General features: G+C 67.9%; 10 protein-coding genes. 7 read left to right on the forward strand and 3 right to left on the reverse strand.

Annotated elements, in window-relative coordinates:
* Positions 1-10 precede the first annotated feature (10 nt).
* Positions 11-811 (reverse strand): GntR family transcriptional regulator, encoded by an 801-nt coding sequence (locus ACO07K_RS06410; protein WP_422035070.1) that lies wholly within the window; start codon positions 809-811, stop codon positions 11-13.
* A 110-nt stretch (positions 812-921) separates the two neighbouring features.
* Between ACO07K_RS06410 and ACO07K_RS06415 the strand changes: the two genes are divergently transcribed.
* From ACO07K_RS06415 to ACO07K_RS06445, 7 genes are all read left to right on the forward strand, one after another.
* Positions 922-2232, forward strand: coding sequence for an aspartate aminotransferase family protein (locus ACO07K_RS06415; protein ID WP_422035071.1), 1311 nt, complete (start codon positions 922-924; stop codon positions 2230-2232).
* Positions 2233-3195: an ABC transporter ATP-binding protein gene (locus tag ACO07K_RS06420; RefSeq protein ID WP_422035072.1), complete on the forward strand. Its 963-nt coding sequence runs from the start codon at positions 2233-2235 to the stop codon at positions 3193-3195. It abuts the gene before it with no gap.
* 11 nt (positions 3196-3206) lie between these two features.
* On the forward strand, positions 3207-4232 hold the full coding sequence (locus ACO07K_RS06425) for an extracellular solute-binding protein (protein WP_422035073.1): 1026 nt from the start codon (positions 3207-3209) through the stop codon (positions 4230-4232).
* 157 nt (positions 4233-4389) lie between these two features.
* A complete protein-coding gene (locus ACO07K_RS06430) occupies positions 4390-5211 on the forward strand; it encodes an ABC transporter permease (protein ID WP_422035074.1) in 822 nt (273 codons plus the stop codon).
* 10 nt (positions 5212-5221) lie between these two features.
* Complete coding sequence (locus ACO07K_RS06435) at positions 5222-6040, forward strand: ABC transporter permease (protein ID WP_422035075.1); 819 nt, start codon at positions 5222-5224, stop codon at positions 6038-6040.
* Between the two features lie 245 nt (positions 6041-6285).
* A complete protein-coding gene (locus ACO07K_RS06440) occupies positions 6286-7257 on the forward strand; it encodes a hypothetical protein (protein ID WP_422035076.1) in 972 nt (323 codons plus the stop codon).
* A gap of 67 nt (positions 7258-7324) precedes the next feature.
* A complete protein-coding gene (locus ACO07K_RS06445; protein WP_422035077.1) occupies positions 7325-8230 on the forward strand; it encodes a hydroxymethylglutaryl-CoA lyase in 906 nt (301 codons plus the stop codon).
* A 313-nt stretch (positions 8231-8543) separates the two neighbouring features.
* Here ACO07K_RS06445 and pbpC read toward each other — a convergent pair whose 3' ends face one another.
* Together pbpC and ACO07K_RS06455 are read right to left on the reverse strand one after the other, a co-directional pair.
* Positions 8544-10580, reverse strand: a complete 2037-nt coding sequence (gene pbpC / locus ACO07K_RS06450) for a penicillin-binding protein 1C (protein WP_422035078.1) — start codon at positions 10578-10580, stop codon at positions 8544-8546.
* A 5-nt stretch (positions 10581-10585) separates the two neighbouring features.
* A complete protein-coding gene (locus ACO07K_RS06455; RefSeq protein WP_422035079.1) occupies positions 10586-15562 on the reverse strand; it encodes an alpha-2-macroglobulin family protein in 4977 nt (1658 codons plus the stop codon).
* Positions 15563-15663: the final 101 nt, after the last annotated feature.

Genomic DNA, 15663 nt, shown 5'->3' on the forward strand with positions numbered 1-15663 from the left:
GTCCTCCTGATCAGTTGACTTGAAGTTCGAAGACGGCGGCGCTTGCCGATGGACGGCGTCGCTTCCGGGTGACCGCCGGGATCGCCGGCGCGATGTTGCCGTTCTCGTCGGCAAGGCCCGCCACATAGGAAAGGGCGCGGCGGATATCGTTCTCCATCTCGCGGCGGGCCGCCGCGGCATCGCCGGCCTCCAACGCCGCGATGAGACGCTGGCGTCCGGCCGGTCCACGCGACGAAGAGATGAAGTCGGGATAGAGGAGGTTCATGTAGGGGCCGGTCTGCAGCCACAGGCCTTCGATCAGGCGCAGCAGGGTCGGCTGCGCGGCCGCCGCATAGACGGCGAAATGGAACTCGCGCACCTTCTGGCGATCGGTCGCGCTGTCGCCGCGCGTCCGGGCAACCAGGATCTCACGCGCGGCGCGGCGGATCTCGGCAATCTGGGGGCGCGTCGCCGCGAGGGCCGCCTTGGCCGCGGCGAGACCTTCCAGCTCCATCCGGATGTCGCGCAGTTCGAGGACCTTGTCGCGGGTCATCAGCGGGACGCGGACCGACCGGTTGGGGTTCATCTCGAACGCGCCTTCGGCGACCAGTCGGCGCAGGGCCTCGCGCACCGGCGTCAGGCTGACGCCCAGAACGCCGGCAACGTAACGGAAGGTGACCTTCTGGCCCGGCGCGAAGCGGCCCATGGTCAATGCCTCGCGCAGGGAGACGTACACCTGCTGGCGGAGCGAGGTGTCGGCAGCGTCCGGAGAGGGCGCGGTGCGGGCCATCGGTTGGGGAGCATAGACCAGCCGCACGGAATTTGTGATCACAAAAATGCATTGCTGGGCTGGAAAGCGGCCGCTAGGCTCGGTTCGATTTGTGATCACATTATTTTGCCGCGCACATCTGTCGTGGGCATCGTTCTTGCTGGGTGAGGAACATGCGCTCCTACGCGAAATCGATCGCACTCTATGAGAAGACCCGAAAGCACCTGGCCGGCGGCGTCAGCAGCAACGTGCGCTACGCCAGCGTTCCGGTGCCGCTGTTCTTCGCGCGCGGCGAAGGCGCCCGGCTCTACGACGTCGATGGAAACGTTCACATCGACTACGTGCTGGGCAACGGGCCTGCCATTCTGGGGCACGCGCCGAAGAAGGTGATCGAGGCCGTGGCCGCCTCCCTGGGCGAGGGCCAGCTCTTTGCCGCGCAGAACCCGCGCGAGACCGAGCTGGCGGAGCGGCTGTGCGGCCTGCTGCCCAGCGCCGAGGTCGTGCGCTTCACCACGTCGGGCACGGAAGCCGTGCTGATGGCCTTCCGCCTGGCGCGCGCCTTCACCGGCCGGACCAAGATCCTGAAATTCGAGGGCCATTATCACGGCTGGAGCGATCAGGCCTATATCAGCGCCCGGCCGCCGCTGAACGAGGCGGGGCCCGCCGACGCGCCGGTGCCGGTCGCCGGTTCGCCGGGCATGCCGGCCAGCGTGCTGGGCGACGTCGCCGTCTGCACCTGGAACGATCTCGACCTGCTGGAGCAGACGCTGGAACGTCATCGCGGCGAGATCGCCGGGGTGATCATGGAGCCGATCATGGTGAACGGCGGGGCGATCCCGCCGGCGCCCGGCTATCTCGAAGGCGTCCGCGCGCTCTGTGACAAGCACGGCGCCCTGTTCATCTGCGACGAGGTCATCACCGGCTTCCGGGTCGGCCTGGGCGGTGCGCAGGCCAAGTTCGGCGTGAAGGCCGATCTCAGCATCTATGCAAAGGCGGTGGCGGCCGGGTTCCCGCTCGCCATGGTCGCCGGCCGGCGCGACATCATGGATACGCTGGCAGACAAGGGCGTGATGCACGGCGGCACCTATAACGGTAACGTCCAGAGCATGGCGGCGTCTCTGGCGGCACTGGATATCCTCGAAGCGGACGGCGGTGGGGTCTATCGCGATCTCGAAGCGCGCGGCACCGAGCTGATGCAGGGCCTCGCGTCGCTGGCCGCCAAGTACAAGCTGCCGATCCGGGTTCAGGGCATGCCGGCGATCTTCCAGACCTTCTTCACCACGGCTCCGGCGCCGCGGAACTACCGCGACTCGGCGGCCTGCGACCGCGATGCCATGCTGGCCTTCCATGCGGCCCTGCAGGAAGAGGGCGTCCGTGCCCAGCAGGCCGGCAAGTGGTTCCTCTCCACGGCGCACGACAAGCCGGTGATCGAGGAAACGCTCGCCGCTGCCGATCGCGCCATGGCCAAGCTGGCGCGCGCCTAGATGTCGGATATCCGTCTCGAAGCGGTGACCAAGCGCTACGGCACGTTCGCCGCGGCCGACGCGGTCGACCTTTCGGTGACGCAGGGCGAGTTCGTCACCATCCTGGGGCCGAGCGGCTCGGGCAAGACGACTCTTCTGTCGCTGATCGCCGGGCTCAACCGGCCGACCTCGGGGCGCATCTTCATCGGCGGCCGCGACGTCACCAGCGCGACGGCCCAGGAGCGCAATATCGGGCTGGTCTTTCAGTCCTACGCGCTGTTCCCGCACATGACCGTGCTGGAGAACGTCCTGTTCCCGTTGGGGGTCCGCCAGATCGGCGGCACCGAGGCCGACAAGCTTGCGCGCGATGCGCTGAAGCTGGTCCGACTCGACGGCCTGGAGGCGCGCCGTCCGTCGCAGCTCTCGGGTGGCCAGCAGCAACGCGTGGCGCTGGCCCGCGCCGTGGTCTTCAAGCCCGACATCCTGCTGCTCGACGAGCCCTTGGGCGCGCTCGACCGCAAGCTGCGCGAGGAGCTGCAGGTCGAGCTGAAGCAGCTGCAGCGCACGCTCGGGGTCACGACGCTCCTGGTGACGCACGACCAGGAAGAGGCGCTGTCGCTCTCCGACCGGATCATGGTGCTCGACAAGGGGCGCACACAACAGGTCGCGGCGCCGACGGAAGCCTATCTCAGGCCGGCGAACCGCTTCGTCGCCGAGTTCCTGGGCATCGCGAACTTCGTCGACCTGCCCGACGGCCGCCAGGGCGTTGTGCGACCCGAGCGGGTTCGGCTGGCCGGTGAAGGGCAGGGCAAGGCAGCGCGGGTCATCGAGGCAATCTATCTCGGGCAGATGGTGCGCTACCACCTGGCTCTCGACGACAATCGATCGGTCGTGGTGGCCGTGCCGTTTCTGGGCACGGCGCACGCGCCGGGGGAGCGTGTCAGCGTTTCGTGGGAGTCGGCCGATGTGTGGCCGGTAACATAAAGGGGATCGAGATGAAGAGACGTACGTTCGTCGGTGCCGCCGCCGCCCTGCCGGCCGCGAGCCTCCTGGGAGCGGGGAGTGCGCGGGCACAGGTCAAGGAAATCCGCATGATCGAGTCGGGCGGCAAGTCCGGCGAGTCGATCGAGGTGGGATACATCGAGCCCTTCACCAAGAAGACCGGCATCAAGGTGATTCGTGAGAGCCCGAACTCGCTGGGCAAGCTGCGCGCGCTGGTCGAGAGCGGCCAGACCAGCACGGTCCTGATGGAGCTGGGCTCGGGCACGCTGGTGCAGGCCAAGAACCTGAAGCTGATCGAGCCGATCGACTGGGCCGCCGTCAATCCGGCGGCGATGTTTCCGGAGGCCAAGAACGAGTACGGCTTCGGCTACCAGTACTTCTCGACCATCATGGCATGGCGGGCCGGTGCCAAGGCTCCCAAGAACTGGGCGGAGTTCTTCGACACCAAGGCGTTTCCGGGCAAGCGCTGCCTGCCCGACTTCCCGCACTACAGCCTGCCGTTCGCCGTCATGGCGACGGGCGTGCCGGCCGACAAGCTGTTCCCGCTCGATGTCGAGACCGGCTTCAAGAAGCTGAACGAGATCAAGAAGGATATCGCCGTGTGGTGGAAGGCGGGCGCGCAGCCGCCGCAGCTCATGAAGGACAACGAGGTCCAGTACGTGATCTGCTGGTCGGGCCGCGTCGTCGGCGATCCGGCCTTCGGCTACAACTTCGCGGGCGGCATGGCCGACCTGGCCTACTTCTCCATCGTCAAGGGGTCGAAGCCCGAGGATCGTGCCGCGGCCTACAAGCTGATGTACGAGATGTCGCTGCCCGCCAACCAGGCCAAGGCGGCGACGGTGATCTCCTATACCGGTCCGAGTCCCGAACTCGACGCGTTGCTGCCCAAGGACAAGCTGTCCGACTTCCCGTCGAGCAAGCAGAACAAGTCGGTCCAGTGGTTCCAGAACGCCGAGTGGTGGGCGGCCAATGGCGAGGCGGTGAACAAGAAGTGGGAAGCCTTCAAGCTCAGCCTGTGATGCCGACGGCGTCGTTGATTTGCGACCCTCCCCATTCAAATGGGGAGGTGTCGGCGTTTTACACCGACGGAGGGGTCATGAGCGTCTGTGATGCCGCTTCTGACCCCTCCGTCGCGGATTACCGCGCCACCTCCCCATGCGAATGGGGAGGAAGGGGATGATTCGCTCGACCGGCTTCTCCTTCATCGCGCCGCTGCTGGTGCTGATGGTCGTCGCCTTCAACGCGCCCATCGTCTACATGCTGGGCCTCGCCTTCTGGGAGAAGGGGCGGGGCTTCACGCTCGAACATTACGAAGGCCTGCTCGAAGCGCCGGTCTATCTGCGCGTGCTGGGCAACACGATGCGCATCGCGTTGATTGCCACGGTCGCCAACATCCTCATCGGCTATCCGCTGGCGCACTGGATGCGCGGGCTCGGCAGCCGGGGCCGCATGATCGCGCTGGCACTGGTGGTGCTGCCCTTCTGGGTTTCGATCCTCGTCCGCACCTATGCGTGGATCGTCGTGCTGGGCAATGGCGGTATCGTGAACCGCGCCCTGCAGTGGAGCGGCCTCACCGATGCGCCGGTCTCCTTCCTCTACAACGAGCTGGGCGTGACCATCGGCATGGCCAACGTGCTGCTGCCGTTCCTCGTGCTGCCGCTGTTCGCCGCCATGATCCGCATCGACGACCGGCTGCTGCAGGCCGCCGCCTCGCTGGGCGCGCCGCCGCGCACCATCTTCTGGAAGGTCTACTTTCCGCTCACCCTGCCGGCGCTGGCCGCGGGCGCGCTGCTGGTCTTCATTCTCTGTCTCGGCTTCTACGTGACGCCGGCCATCCTGGGGGGCGGCCGCGTGCCGATGATCTCCAACCTGCTCGACACGCTGATCAACCAGATCCCGCGCTGGGAACAGGCCTCGGCGATCTCCACGATCCTGCTGATCGTGACCCTCGTGATCTTCGCGGCCTATCGCCGGCTCGACCGCAAGGCGTCGGCATGAAGGAGGGGGCATGAGCCGGGAAGCGATCGGCGGCTCGGTCTGGACGCGACGCGGGCTGGCGGCCATGGGCATCTTCGGCCTGGTCTTTCTTACCGTGCCGCTGGTCATCGTGATCCCGATGTCCTTCTCCTCGGCGCGGGCGCTGACCTTTCCGCCGCCCAGCCTGTCGCTGCGCTGGTACGAGACCTTCTTCGGCGATCCGCGCTGGATGGAGGCGATGTGGACCTCGACCTTCGTGGCCGCCATCTCCTCGGTGGCGGCGCTGCTGCTGGGAGGCCTCGCGGCCTACGGGCTGCGGCGCGGCACCTTCAAGGGGCGCGACTGGGCCGAAGGCAACTTCATGGCGCCGCTGATCGTGCCGACGATCATCGTGGCGATTGCCCTCTATCTCGGGCTGGCCAAGGTCGGGCTGCTGGGCTCGCTGGTCGGGCTCGTGGTCGCGCACACGCTGCTGAACGTGCCGCTGGTGATGATGGTGTTGGGCGTGGCGATCCGCGAATTCGACCAGCGGATCGAGCAGGTCGCCTGGAGCCTCGGCGCCTCGTGGGGCTACACGATGCGCAAAGTGGTGCTGCCCAACCTGGCGCCCAGCGTATTCGCCGCCTGGATCTTCGCCTTCATCGGCAGCTTCGACGAGGTGATCGTCACCTCGTTCATCGCCGGCAAGTACGAGACCGTGCCCAAGAAGATGTTCAACGAGCTGGTCCTCGAGGTGAATCCGACCATCACGGCCGTTGCGACCCTGCTGATCGCCTTCACCGTGCTGGCGCTCGCCGCCGTGGCCTTCGTGCTCGGCCGGGCGGGAAAGCTGAAGGAGACCGTGGTCTAGAAGGCCGCCGAAACGCCGGAGTCCAGGCGGATAATCGAAACAAACGAAATAAACGAAACAATCGAAGCGGGAGTCGCACCCCCGGGATCAGGTGCCTCACCGGGCGCCGACGCAATAATATTTCTTTCGGCCGACTTCCTCGGGCTTCTTCGCCATTTCCTTCGTGGACTCGGGATTTCGGTAGTCTACAAATTGCTCTCGTTGTGCGGACAGTGTCCTCCGTGATCCCGGACGAGGAGATTCGTGTGGCTGGTATCGAGAGTTTCCCCAATGACGACCTGCTGACGAGCGACGCGCAGTATTTCGACTACAGCTCGGCCGCGAACCCGATCCAGCAGGGCATCATCCCGCCGGTACCGTACCGGACCTTCTCGCCGGCCTTCTTCGACGAGGGGCCGACGCGCGTGCAGCCGCTCGATGTCAGCGAAGGACTGGGGATCGTCGGTCCCGCGACCAGCCCGGCGCTTTGCGCCAACTTCATCCGCATCGTCCGCGGATCGGTCATGACCTCGGCCGAGGCGACCAGCCAGGTCTTCTTCGTGTTCCGCGGCAACGGGCGGACGGACGCGTGCGGCGAGACGATCCACTGGTCGCAGGGCGATTACATGGTGCTGCCGGCGCACGGCCACGCCCTGCATCACTCGGACGGCGAGGCGGGGCTCTACTGGGTGCATGACGCGCCGCTGCTGCGCTATCTCGGCGCTGCGCCGACGGTCGCGCGCTTCAAGCCGACCTTCTATCAACACGGCAAGGCCCAGCAGAAGCTGGCCGAGATCGCCAGCGATCCCAGGACCGCGAACGCCAACCGCGTCAGCGTCCTGCTCGCCAACCGGAATTTCCCCAGCACCCGCACCATCACCCACACGATGTGGACGATGTTCGGGCTCCTGCCGAAGGATGCGGTCCAGTATCCGCATCGTCATGAATCGGTGGCGTTGGACTTCGTCATCGACTGCAAGCCCGGCTGCTACACGATGATCGGCACGGAACTCGACGAGTCCGGGATGATCACGAACGGTCGGCGCGAGGACTGGGCCCCCGGCGCGAGCTTCATCACGCCGCCCGGCTACTGGCATTCGCATCACAACGAATCGGGAGAGGATGCCCACGTCCTGCCGATCCAGGATGCCGGGCTGCACACCTACCTGCGGACGCTTGAGATCATGTTCAGCCATCCCGGACACGATCGGACCGCGCATATTTCGCAGACGCCGTAGGGGCGAAAATCCTGTCTGGCGAGCGTCCCACTGGTGCAGTATGTGGCGCCAGGATCGGGAGGCAACGATGAATCATCCCAAGCGCGTGCGGCTCGTCGAAGTGGGCCCGCGAGACGGTCTGCAGAACGAGGCGAAGCCGGTGTCGGTCGAGGCCAAGGTGGCGCTGATCGACGCGCTGTCGGCGGCCGGCCACTCGGCGGTCGAGGCCGGCAGTTTCGTGTCGCCCAAGTGGGTGCCGCAGATGGCCAACACCGATCAGGTGATGGCGCGCATCCAGCGCAAGCAGGGCGTGAGCTACCCGGTGCTGGTGCCCAACAAGCAGGGCATGAACGGCGCGGTCGAGGCCGGGGTCGGCGAGATCGCGATCTTCACCGCGGCGTCCGAAGCCTTCTGCCGCAAGAACACCAACTGCTCGATCGACGAGAGCTTCGAGCGGTTCGCGCCGGTGATGGAAGCGGCGCAGAAGCACGGCATGAAGGTGCGCGGCTACGTCTCGACCGTGATCGCCTGCCCCTATGACGGCAAGGTCTCGCCCGCGAAGGTCGCAGAGGTGTCGGACCGGCTGTTCCGGATGGGCTGCTACGAGGTCTCGCTCGGCGACACGATCGGCGTCGGCACGCCCGGCGAGTGCGTTGGCATGATCGATGCCGTGGCCGAGAAGATGCCGCGCGAAAAGATCGCGGCGCATTTTCACGACACCTACGGCCAATCGCTGGCCAACATCCTGGCGGTCATGGAGCGCGGCATCGCCGTGTTCGACACCGCCGTCGCCGGTCTCGGCGGCTGCCCCTATGCCAAGGGCGCCTCGGGCAATGTCGGCACCGAGGACGTGATCTATCTGCTGAACGGGCTCGGCATCGACCACGGCGTCGACCTCGAGGCCATCGCCAAAGCCGGCCGCGAGATCTGCACGGCCCTGGGCCGCGAACCCGCCTCCAAGGTGGCGCAGGCGCTCAAGGCGAAGGTGGCTTAGCAGGTCGTTGAAAAGTCGGAATCCTGGCGAATAAACGAAACAATCGAAGCCGGAGTCGCACCTCCTGAATCCTGCGTGGCGGTGGCCGCTGGTGGGTGGCGCTGGCCTTTGCGGTCTGACGACCGCTAGAGTCTTTCCGTTTTACATTCACCCACCACCTCATCCTGAGGAGCCGTGCACAGCACGGCGTCTCGAAGGATGGGCAACCGATGGGGTGCGCGTGCCCACCCTTCGAGACGCTCACTGCGTTCGCCCCTCAGGGTGAGGTCAGTGTTGAGATGCTCGGCTCGATTCTATCTCGTCCGGAAACGCTCTAGCGCCGCTCTACGATCCGGACGGTGACCGAGGTGGAGCGACCCGCTTCGTCGACCACGGCGAGGCGGGCAGTGCCCGCACCGTCAGGCACCCACTGCGTGCCCTCCAGCGGGCGGCCGTCGACCAGCCAGCGCAGGCGGCCCTGGCCGCCCATGGCGTTCAAGGGGACGGCCTCGCGGGCGGCCAGCTCGATACGGGCATCGGCCGGCGGATAGGCGATGCGCGGGCCGCCGCTGGTCTCGCTGTAGGGCGCGAGCGTGCGCATGCGCGGCGGCAGTTCGCGATGCGACGCGACCTTGATCGCGTCGGCAGGCGGGCGGATCGTGCGATTGTCCTCGCCGGGCAGGCGGCCATAGGCCTTGAACAGGACGGGCAGCGCCGAGAGCCTGCCGAGCTGGCCCGGGCGCGGCGTGCCGTCGGCATGGCCGACCCACACCACGACCGTCCAGTTGGCGCTGTAGCCGGCGGCCCAGGCATCCCTATAGCCGGCGGATGTACCCGTCTTGAAGGCGATGCGGCGCTCGCGAAGCGCCACGGGCAGGGAGGCGAAGCCCTCCGGCAGCGGCGCTTCGGCCAGCACGTCCGAGACGTACCAGGCGGCGGTCGGTCCGATGAGGCGGAGCGGCTGGGGCCTGGGCCGGTCGCGGCGGACCTGGGGCGGCGCGAAGCTGCCGCCATTGGCCAGGCCCGAATAGAGCCCCGCCATCTCGAGCGGCGAGAGCGTGGCGCTTCCGAGCGCCACACCCAGCGAATTGCCGTTGTCGCCCGGCGGCAGGCCGGGCGCCGCGCCGGCGGTGCGCAGGGTGGACAGGAAGCGCTGCGGGCCGACCTTCTCCAGCGCCAGCACGGCCGGCACGTTCAGGGATTGCTGCAGGGCGCGGCGCACCGTCACCGCGCCCTGATGGTCTCGGTCGAAGTTGCGCGGCAGCCAGTCGCGGAAGCGCACCGCCACATCCTCGACCAGGGTCTCGGGATGGAGGGTGCGGTCGTCGAAGGCCATGGCATAGATCAGGGGCTTCAGCGCCGAGCCCGGCGAGCGGCGGGCGCGCACGAGGTCGACCTGACCGGCGCGGCCGAAGAAATTGTCGCCGCCCAGCCAGGCCACGACGCCGCCGGTCCTGTTGTCGAGCACGACCATGGCGATCTCGGCGCCGTCGCCGAGCGGGCGTCGCTCCTCGTGCACCAGCTGGGCCAGAGACTGCTGCAGTTCGTAGCGTACCGTGGTCGGCACGGTGGTGCCGGGCGACTGGCCTGCGAGCCAGGTCGCGAGATGCGGCGCCTGCATCGGCATCGCGAGCCGGCGGTCGGGCGCGAGGCGGCTGCGCGCCATCTCGAAGAGAGGCGCATCGATCACGCCATGCTCGACGCCGCGTTCCAGCACGCGGTCACGCGCCTTCTGCGCCACCGACGAGGCACGGTCGGGGCGACGACGCTCGGGGGACTGAGGGATGGCGACGAGGAGCGCGGCCTCGGCGGCGCTGAGCTGGCGCGGTTCCTTGCCAAAGTAGGCGAGGGAGGCGGCCCGCACGCCTTCGAGGTTGCCGCCCATCGGCGCCAGCGTCAGGTAGATCGCCAGCACCTCGCGCTTGGAGTAGCGCCATTCGAGCTGCAGCGCGCGGGCCGACTGGAGGGCCTTGGTCGTGAAGCTGCGCGGGCGCGGGTCGAGCAGGCGGGCGGCCTGCATCGAAAGGGTCGAGGCACCCGACACGATGCGTCGGCGCTCGGCAAGCTGGCCGGCCGCTCGAAGTGTCGCGAGGGGATCGACGCCCCAATGGGAGTCGAAACGGCGATCCTCGTAGGCCTTGAGCAGCCCGAGATAGAGCGGATCGACGTCGTCGACCGCGGTCTTGAGCCGCCACTTGCCGTCGGCCGTCGTGAAGGCGCGCAACAGGCGACCGTTGCCGTCGACCACCTCGGTCGACCGGTCGTGATAGCGCGACAGGTCGGGCGGGAAGAGACGATCGAGCGTCAGCGCCGTCGCCACCAGGGCCGTGGCGGCGACGGCGAGGCCGGCCAGCAGAGGCCTGAGGCGCATCCGCTCTACTTCGTTCCCGCCGGAACGATCGTCATCGTACGCATCGCCGTCCGGCCGTAGACCCGCGGCGCATACATGTCGGAGACGTTCGTCGCCGGGACGGCGTAGGTGCCGGGCGTCACGGCGCGCACGATGTAGGCCACGTGATAGGAGTTCGGGTTCTTCGCCGAGGAATCCCACCAGGTCTGGTAGGGCCGGGTTCCCATGTTGAAGGACGCGAAGAAGCGGTCGTCCCGCGCCTCGGCGATACGGGTTTCGGTGAGGTCCGACAGGAACGGGAATGACTTCGCCGTCTCGTCGTTCAGCACCGCTTCGATCTCGAAACCGGCCGGCAGCAGGTCGAGCAGGGCCACCTCGTGGTAGCCGCCTTCGAGATTGCGGCCGGAGATCGAGACGATGAAGCGCTCGTTCTGCACGACATGGCCCAGCGAACTGGGCTCGCCGTCGAACTTGAGGAACTCGCGCTGGACGCTGATGCCGGCGGTCGCGGCGGGCTGCGGATCGAGCGGCACGCCGCGCGCCGTCACCTGCATCCAGATCGGACGGTCGGTGTCGTTGCGCAGCTTGAGGCCGCGAGCGAGAGATGCCGCATCCGGGTTGAACGTCACCGGCTCGGCAGCCGCCTGGCGTTGCTGGCCGTCCACCGAATAGGCCAGTTGGGCGCTACCGCTCATCGCGCGAGCGGCCATCACCAGCCACGCCTGTTCCTGCGTGGTGGTGAGCCCGATCGAGGCCGCCAGACGCTCGCCGACCAGGCTCGTCACCTCGGTCAGGGCCTCGCGCCCGCCCGCTTCGACGGCGAGCGTGACGAGGGCGGCGCGGTTGCGCAGCGGCGAGCCGTAATAGTCGGACGGATCGCGTTCGTCGATGCGCTGGCGCGCCGTCGCGAAGGCGAGGCGACCGCGCCCCGGCTCGCCCACCTGGTTGAGCGCCGCCGCCAGCATCGCCCAGGCGATGCCGCCCTTCATTTCGCCCGCCTTCGTATCCTGGAAGTAGCGGACGCGGCCGGGATCGGCGTAGCCCGACTTCGCCAGCACGTACCAGGCATAGGCCTGGGCGTTGGGCGAGAACTTGTCGGCGGTCTTGTTGAGCCAGCCGAGCGCCCGCTGCAGGGATGCAGACGGCACCGCCATCTGCTGCTGGTTGGCGCGCACCAGGAAGTCGAGCACATAGGTCTGCAGCCACTCGGCCGCCGGCGTGGAGAAGGGGCCCCACATGCCGAACGACCCGTCGGGCAATTGCATGTCGACGACGCGATAGACCGCATCCTGCACACGCTCGTTGATGCGCGGATCGGTGGGACCGTATCCCAGCAGCGCGACGTCGTTGTAGTAGAGCAGCGGCATGGCGCGGCTGGTCGTCTGCTCGATGCAGCCGAACGGATACTTGTCGAGCAAGCGCAGCAGGCCCGCGACGTCGATCCCGGGAATGCGGGTCAGCGAGGCGCTGACTTGAGCGGTCCCGGGCGCGAAGGCCGCAATCACGTTGCGGTCGACCGTGGCCTCGTTGCCCGGCGCCAGGCGCGCGACCGTATCGACCGCGCTGGGAGTCTGCGCCGGCCGCACCTGGATGTCCCATTCACGCTCGACGGCGAAGTTGCCCGGACCCTGGACGGAAACCGTCACCTTGCCGAAGCCGGCTTCGCCCGCTCGCAGGGGCCATGTCAGCAGCTCACGCTGGTTGGCGGCGAGCCGCTTGGTCTCGGCCACCGGCCGCTCGAGCGAAATCGAGCCGCTGGCGGTGAGCGTGACGCGGTAGTCGCCGGCCTGGCCGTCGACATTGTGCAGCGACAGCGCGACCCGTCCGAGATCCTTCGGCGCGAGGAAGCGCGGCAGCACGACGTCGGCCGTGACGGCATCGCGCACGAACAGGCGCTGCTCGCCCGAGCCGACGCGAGTCTTGTCGTAGGCCACCGCCATCAGCCGGAGCTGGCCGATGAAGTCGGGAATGTCGAAGGCGATCTTCGCTTCGCCCTTGTTGTCGAGCTTCACCGGTCCGCTGAACAGCGAGACGGTGCGCGTCGGCACGATGTCGAGCCCGCCGATCTCGCCGGCGTCGCCGCCGGCCCGGATGCGGCCCAACTCGTCGGCGCGCGTGTCGAGCAAGCGGCCGTAGTCGTCGCGCATGGAAACGCCGAGGCGACGCTTGCCGAAATAGTGGTCGGCGGGATTGGGCGTCTTGTAGCGGGTGAGCTGCAGGATGCCCTCGTCGACCGCGGCGAGGGTGACGAAGGCCTCCTGGCCGGGCTGAAGGTTGGACACCTTCACCGGCACCTCGATGCGCTGCCGCGGTGCGATCTTCTCCGGCGTGCCGATCTGGATGCCCAGCGTGCGCAGGGCCGGATTGAGGCCGATCCAGGCCGCGCCGATCGCCCGTGTGGGCGTGCGTTCGGCGGGCGCCGCGAGTGGTCGCCAGGCCGTGACGAGGGCGTAAGCGCCGGCGCCCCATTCGCCCTTCACCGGAATATCGACGGTCGTGCCGCCGGCCGGCACCTGTACCGACTGGGTGGAGACGATCCGGTCGGTCGCGATCGCGATCAGCGCCTCGCCGGCGAACGGCGCCTCGATCCGCAGCCGGGCCGTGTCGCCCGGTGCGTAGTTCTGCTTGTCGCTGGCGACACGCAGCGTGTCGGGCGCCTCCTCGGTGCCTGTGCCGCCGTACCAACCCACGTAGAAGGTGAGGCTGGTCGAGGTGTTCTTCTCGTTGTCGATGACGGTGAGCTTGTGCTGGCCCCAGTCCAGCCGCTGGGCGAGCCGGGTCGGCGTGTCGGCCTTCAGGGTGACCTTGTCGGCGGTGATCAGTCGCGTGTTCGTGACCGACTGCCAGCGCCAGCGACCGTCGACCTGGAACCATTGATAGGCATTGGTGATGCGTTCGATCCGGTATTCGACCGAGGGACGCGCGACCTGCGTGCCGGTCGCGTTGACTGCCACCACGTCGAATTCGGTGTCGACGCCCTCGCGGGAATAGCGGCCCTCGAAGGTCGGCCGGACACCGATATAGGTGTCGCGGGTCCGGACTGGCATGACCTTCTCGGTCTTGGTGGCGCGCCCGCCGCCCGGTTCGAAGACGCGCGCCTGGATCTGGGCCCGCAGCGGCAGGACCGTCTCCTTGGCGAGATCACCAGCCCATTCCAGGCTCGACTTGCCGGCCGGGTCGGTGTTCTCGCCCTTCAGCTCGATGAACGGCGGCTCGAACTTCTCGCGATCGTCCTCGGGGCCGAACCGGTACTTGGCGAAGGCTGGGAACGGCGTGTCGTCGACGGTGATGCGCATGTCGCCTTCGACGGCGAGATCGGATGCCGGTGCGCCGTAGAGGAAGTCGGCCGAGAGGACGAAACGGTTCACGCTGCCGGGCCGGATGATCGGCTCGTCGGGCGTCAGCTCGATCTTGAGCTTCTCGGGCACGAAATCCTCGACCGAGAACTCGACGCGGCCGACCGGCGCGCCCTTGGGATCGATATAGGCGGCCACGGACCAGCGGCCGCGCCGCGAGGATTTCGGCAGGTCGATCGTCTGGGCGATGGCGCCCGGGCCCTGCAGACCGTGGGTGAAGCGGGTGAACTCGCTGCCGTCCGGCCGCTTTACGATGAGCGTGACGGGCAGGTTGGAGAGGGCATTGGCCGCGTCGTCGCGCATCAGCGCCATGAGCTGCACGGTCTCGCCGGGGCGATAGATGCCGCGCTCGGTGTAGAGGAAGGCATCGACCGGGCCGGGCTGCGGCCGGCCCTCGACGCCGCGGTCGGACAGGTCGAAGGCCGATTTGGTGAGTTCGAGCCGCGAGAACTCCTTCTTCGCCGGATCCTGCGCCATGACGGCGACCGGTTCGGCCGCGCCGCTGCCCTTGAGCAGACCGGCCGCGAACGTGGCGCGTCCGTCGGCGCCGGTGATCACCTTGCCGATCGGCTCGTTGCCGCGCGACAGGACGGTGACCTCGATGCCGGCCAGCGGCTGGGCGGTCTGCAGCGAGCGCGCGAAGACGTTGAGCCCGTCGTCGCCGCTGAAGGAGGTGAGGCCGATATCGGTGTCGATCACCCACAGGCCGGCCGCCGCGCCGCTCGTCGACTCGTCGTCGTCATAGTCGCGGGACGGCGGCTTGGCGGCATTCCACACCACGACGAAATAGGCGCCGGGCTTCCAGTCCTGGATGGTCTCGCGGATCGGGAAGGCGGTGACGACGGCCTGGTTGGGCACGCTGCGCACGTCCATCGTCCCGGTCCACTGCTCGGCGCCGTTGCTGCCGTTCAGCCAGCTGCGCAGCGACCAGGGTTCGGTGATCGGCTCGGAGCCGGGGAAGGCCACATCGTAGTAGCGGTCGGCGGAGAAGCGATCGATGCCGCGCTCGTTCACGCGATAGACCGAGATGCCGACCTTGGAGACGTTGATGGTCGTCACGGGCAGGCCGGCGGCGCTGCCGCGCGGCAGGATGAACCCCTTGCCGGGCAGGTTCACCACGGCCGGCCGGGCGCCCAGCGCCACGCTCACGCTCTGCTCGTCGCGCAGTTTCTCGCCGTCGCGCCCGGGGAAGCCCGCCAGCAGCCTGACGGTGTAGTCCTGGCCGTAGGTCAGGCCGGCGATGCACAGCCGGTCGTCCACGGTGCGCAGCGCCGTCTTCGCCTCGGGCTCGATGCGGATGAAGTCGCCGTACTTCACGTCGCCGGTGGCGAGCGGCTTGTTGAAGGCGAGGCAGGCTTCCGCCTCGCTGCGGCTGGAATCGACTGCGACGCGACGGAAGGAGAAGGGAGCCGAAGGCGATGTCGGCGGCTGGGCAATCGGAGCCGGTGCGGAGGACTGGGCCGTCTGGGCTGGCGGGCTCGCTGGCGGAGTTGGGGAGGCCGGTGCCGTGGCCGGAGGCGCGGCCACGGTCGCAGGCGCTGGCGCGGGACGCTCGAGCGAATCGCCCGGCCTCCCGATCAGATAACCCGCAATGCCGGAGCCCAGCATGAGGGCCACAACCAAGGCGGCCAGCGTCGACTTATTCATGAGAGTTCCCCGCAAACGGCGACCGGACAATAGAGCGTGGATTGTGCAGACAATGTGGAGCCAGACGTCCGGTCTGCAATTCTCGCAGCCTGTGGCGCGCA

It is taken from the genome of Reyranella sp. (assembly GCF_965228225.1).
Lineage (GTDB): Bacteria > Pseudomonadota > Alphaproteobacteria > Reyranellales > Reyranellaceae > Reyranella.

Excerpts from the sequence above, each read along its gene's own strand:
- ACO07K_RS06445 (WP_422035077.1), top strand. The coding sequence starts at position 7,325 with ATGAATCATCCCAAGCGCGTGCGGCTCGTCGAAGTGGGCCCGCGAGAC.
- ACO07K_RS06455 (WP_422035079.1), bottom strand. The coding sequence starts at position 15,562 with ATGAATAAGTCGACGCTGGCCGCCTTGGTTGTGGCCCTCATGCTGGGC.
- pbpC (WP_422035078.1), bottom strand. The coding sequence starts at position 10,580 with ATGCGCCTCAGGCCTCTGCTGGCCGGCCTCGCCGTCGCCGCCACGGCC.
- ACO07K_RS06425 (WP_422035073.1), top strand. The coding sequence starts at position 3,207 with ATGAAGAGACGTACGTTCGTCGGTGCCGCCGCCGCCCTGCCGGCCGCG.
- ACO07K_RS06430 (WP_422035074.1), top strand. The coding sequence starts at position 4,390 with ATGATTCGCTCGACCGGCTTCTCCTTCATCGCGCCGCTGCTGGTGCTG.
- ACO07K_RS06435 (WP_422035075.1), top strand. The coding sequence starts at position 5,222 with ATGAGCCGGGAAGCGATCGGCGGCTCGGTCTGGACGCGACGCGGGCTG.
- ACO07K_RS06415 (WP_422035071.1), top strand. The coding sequence starts at position 922 with ATGCGCTCCTACGCGAAATCGATCGCACTCTATGAGAAGACCCGAAAG.
- ACO07K_RS06420 (WP_422035072.1), top strand. The coding sequence starts at position 2,233 with ATGTCGGATATCCGTCTCGAAGCGGTGACCAAGCGCTACGGCACGTTC.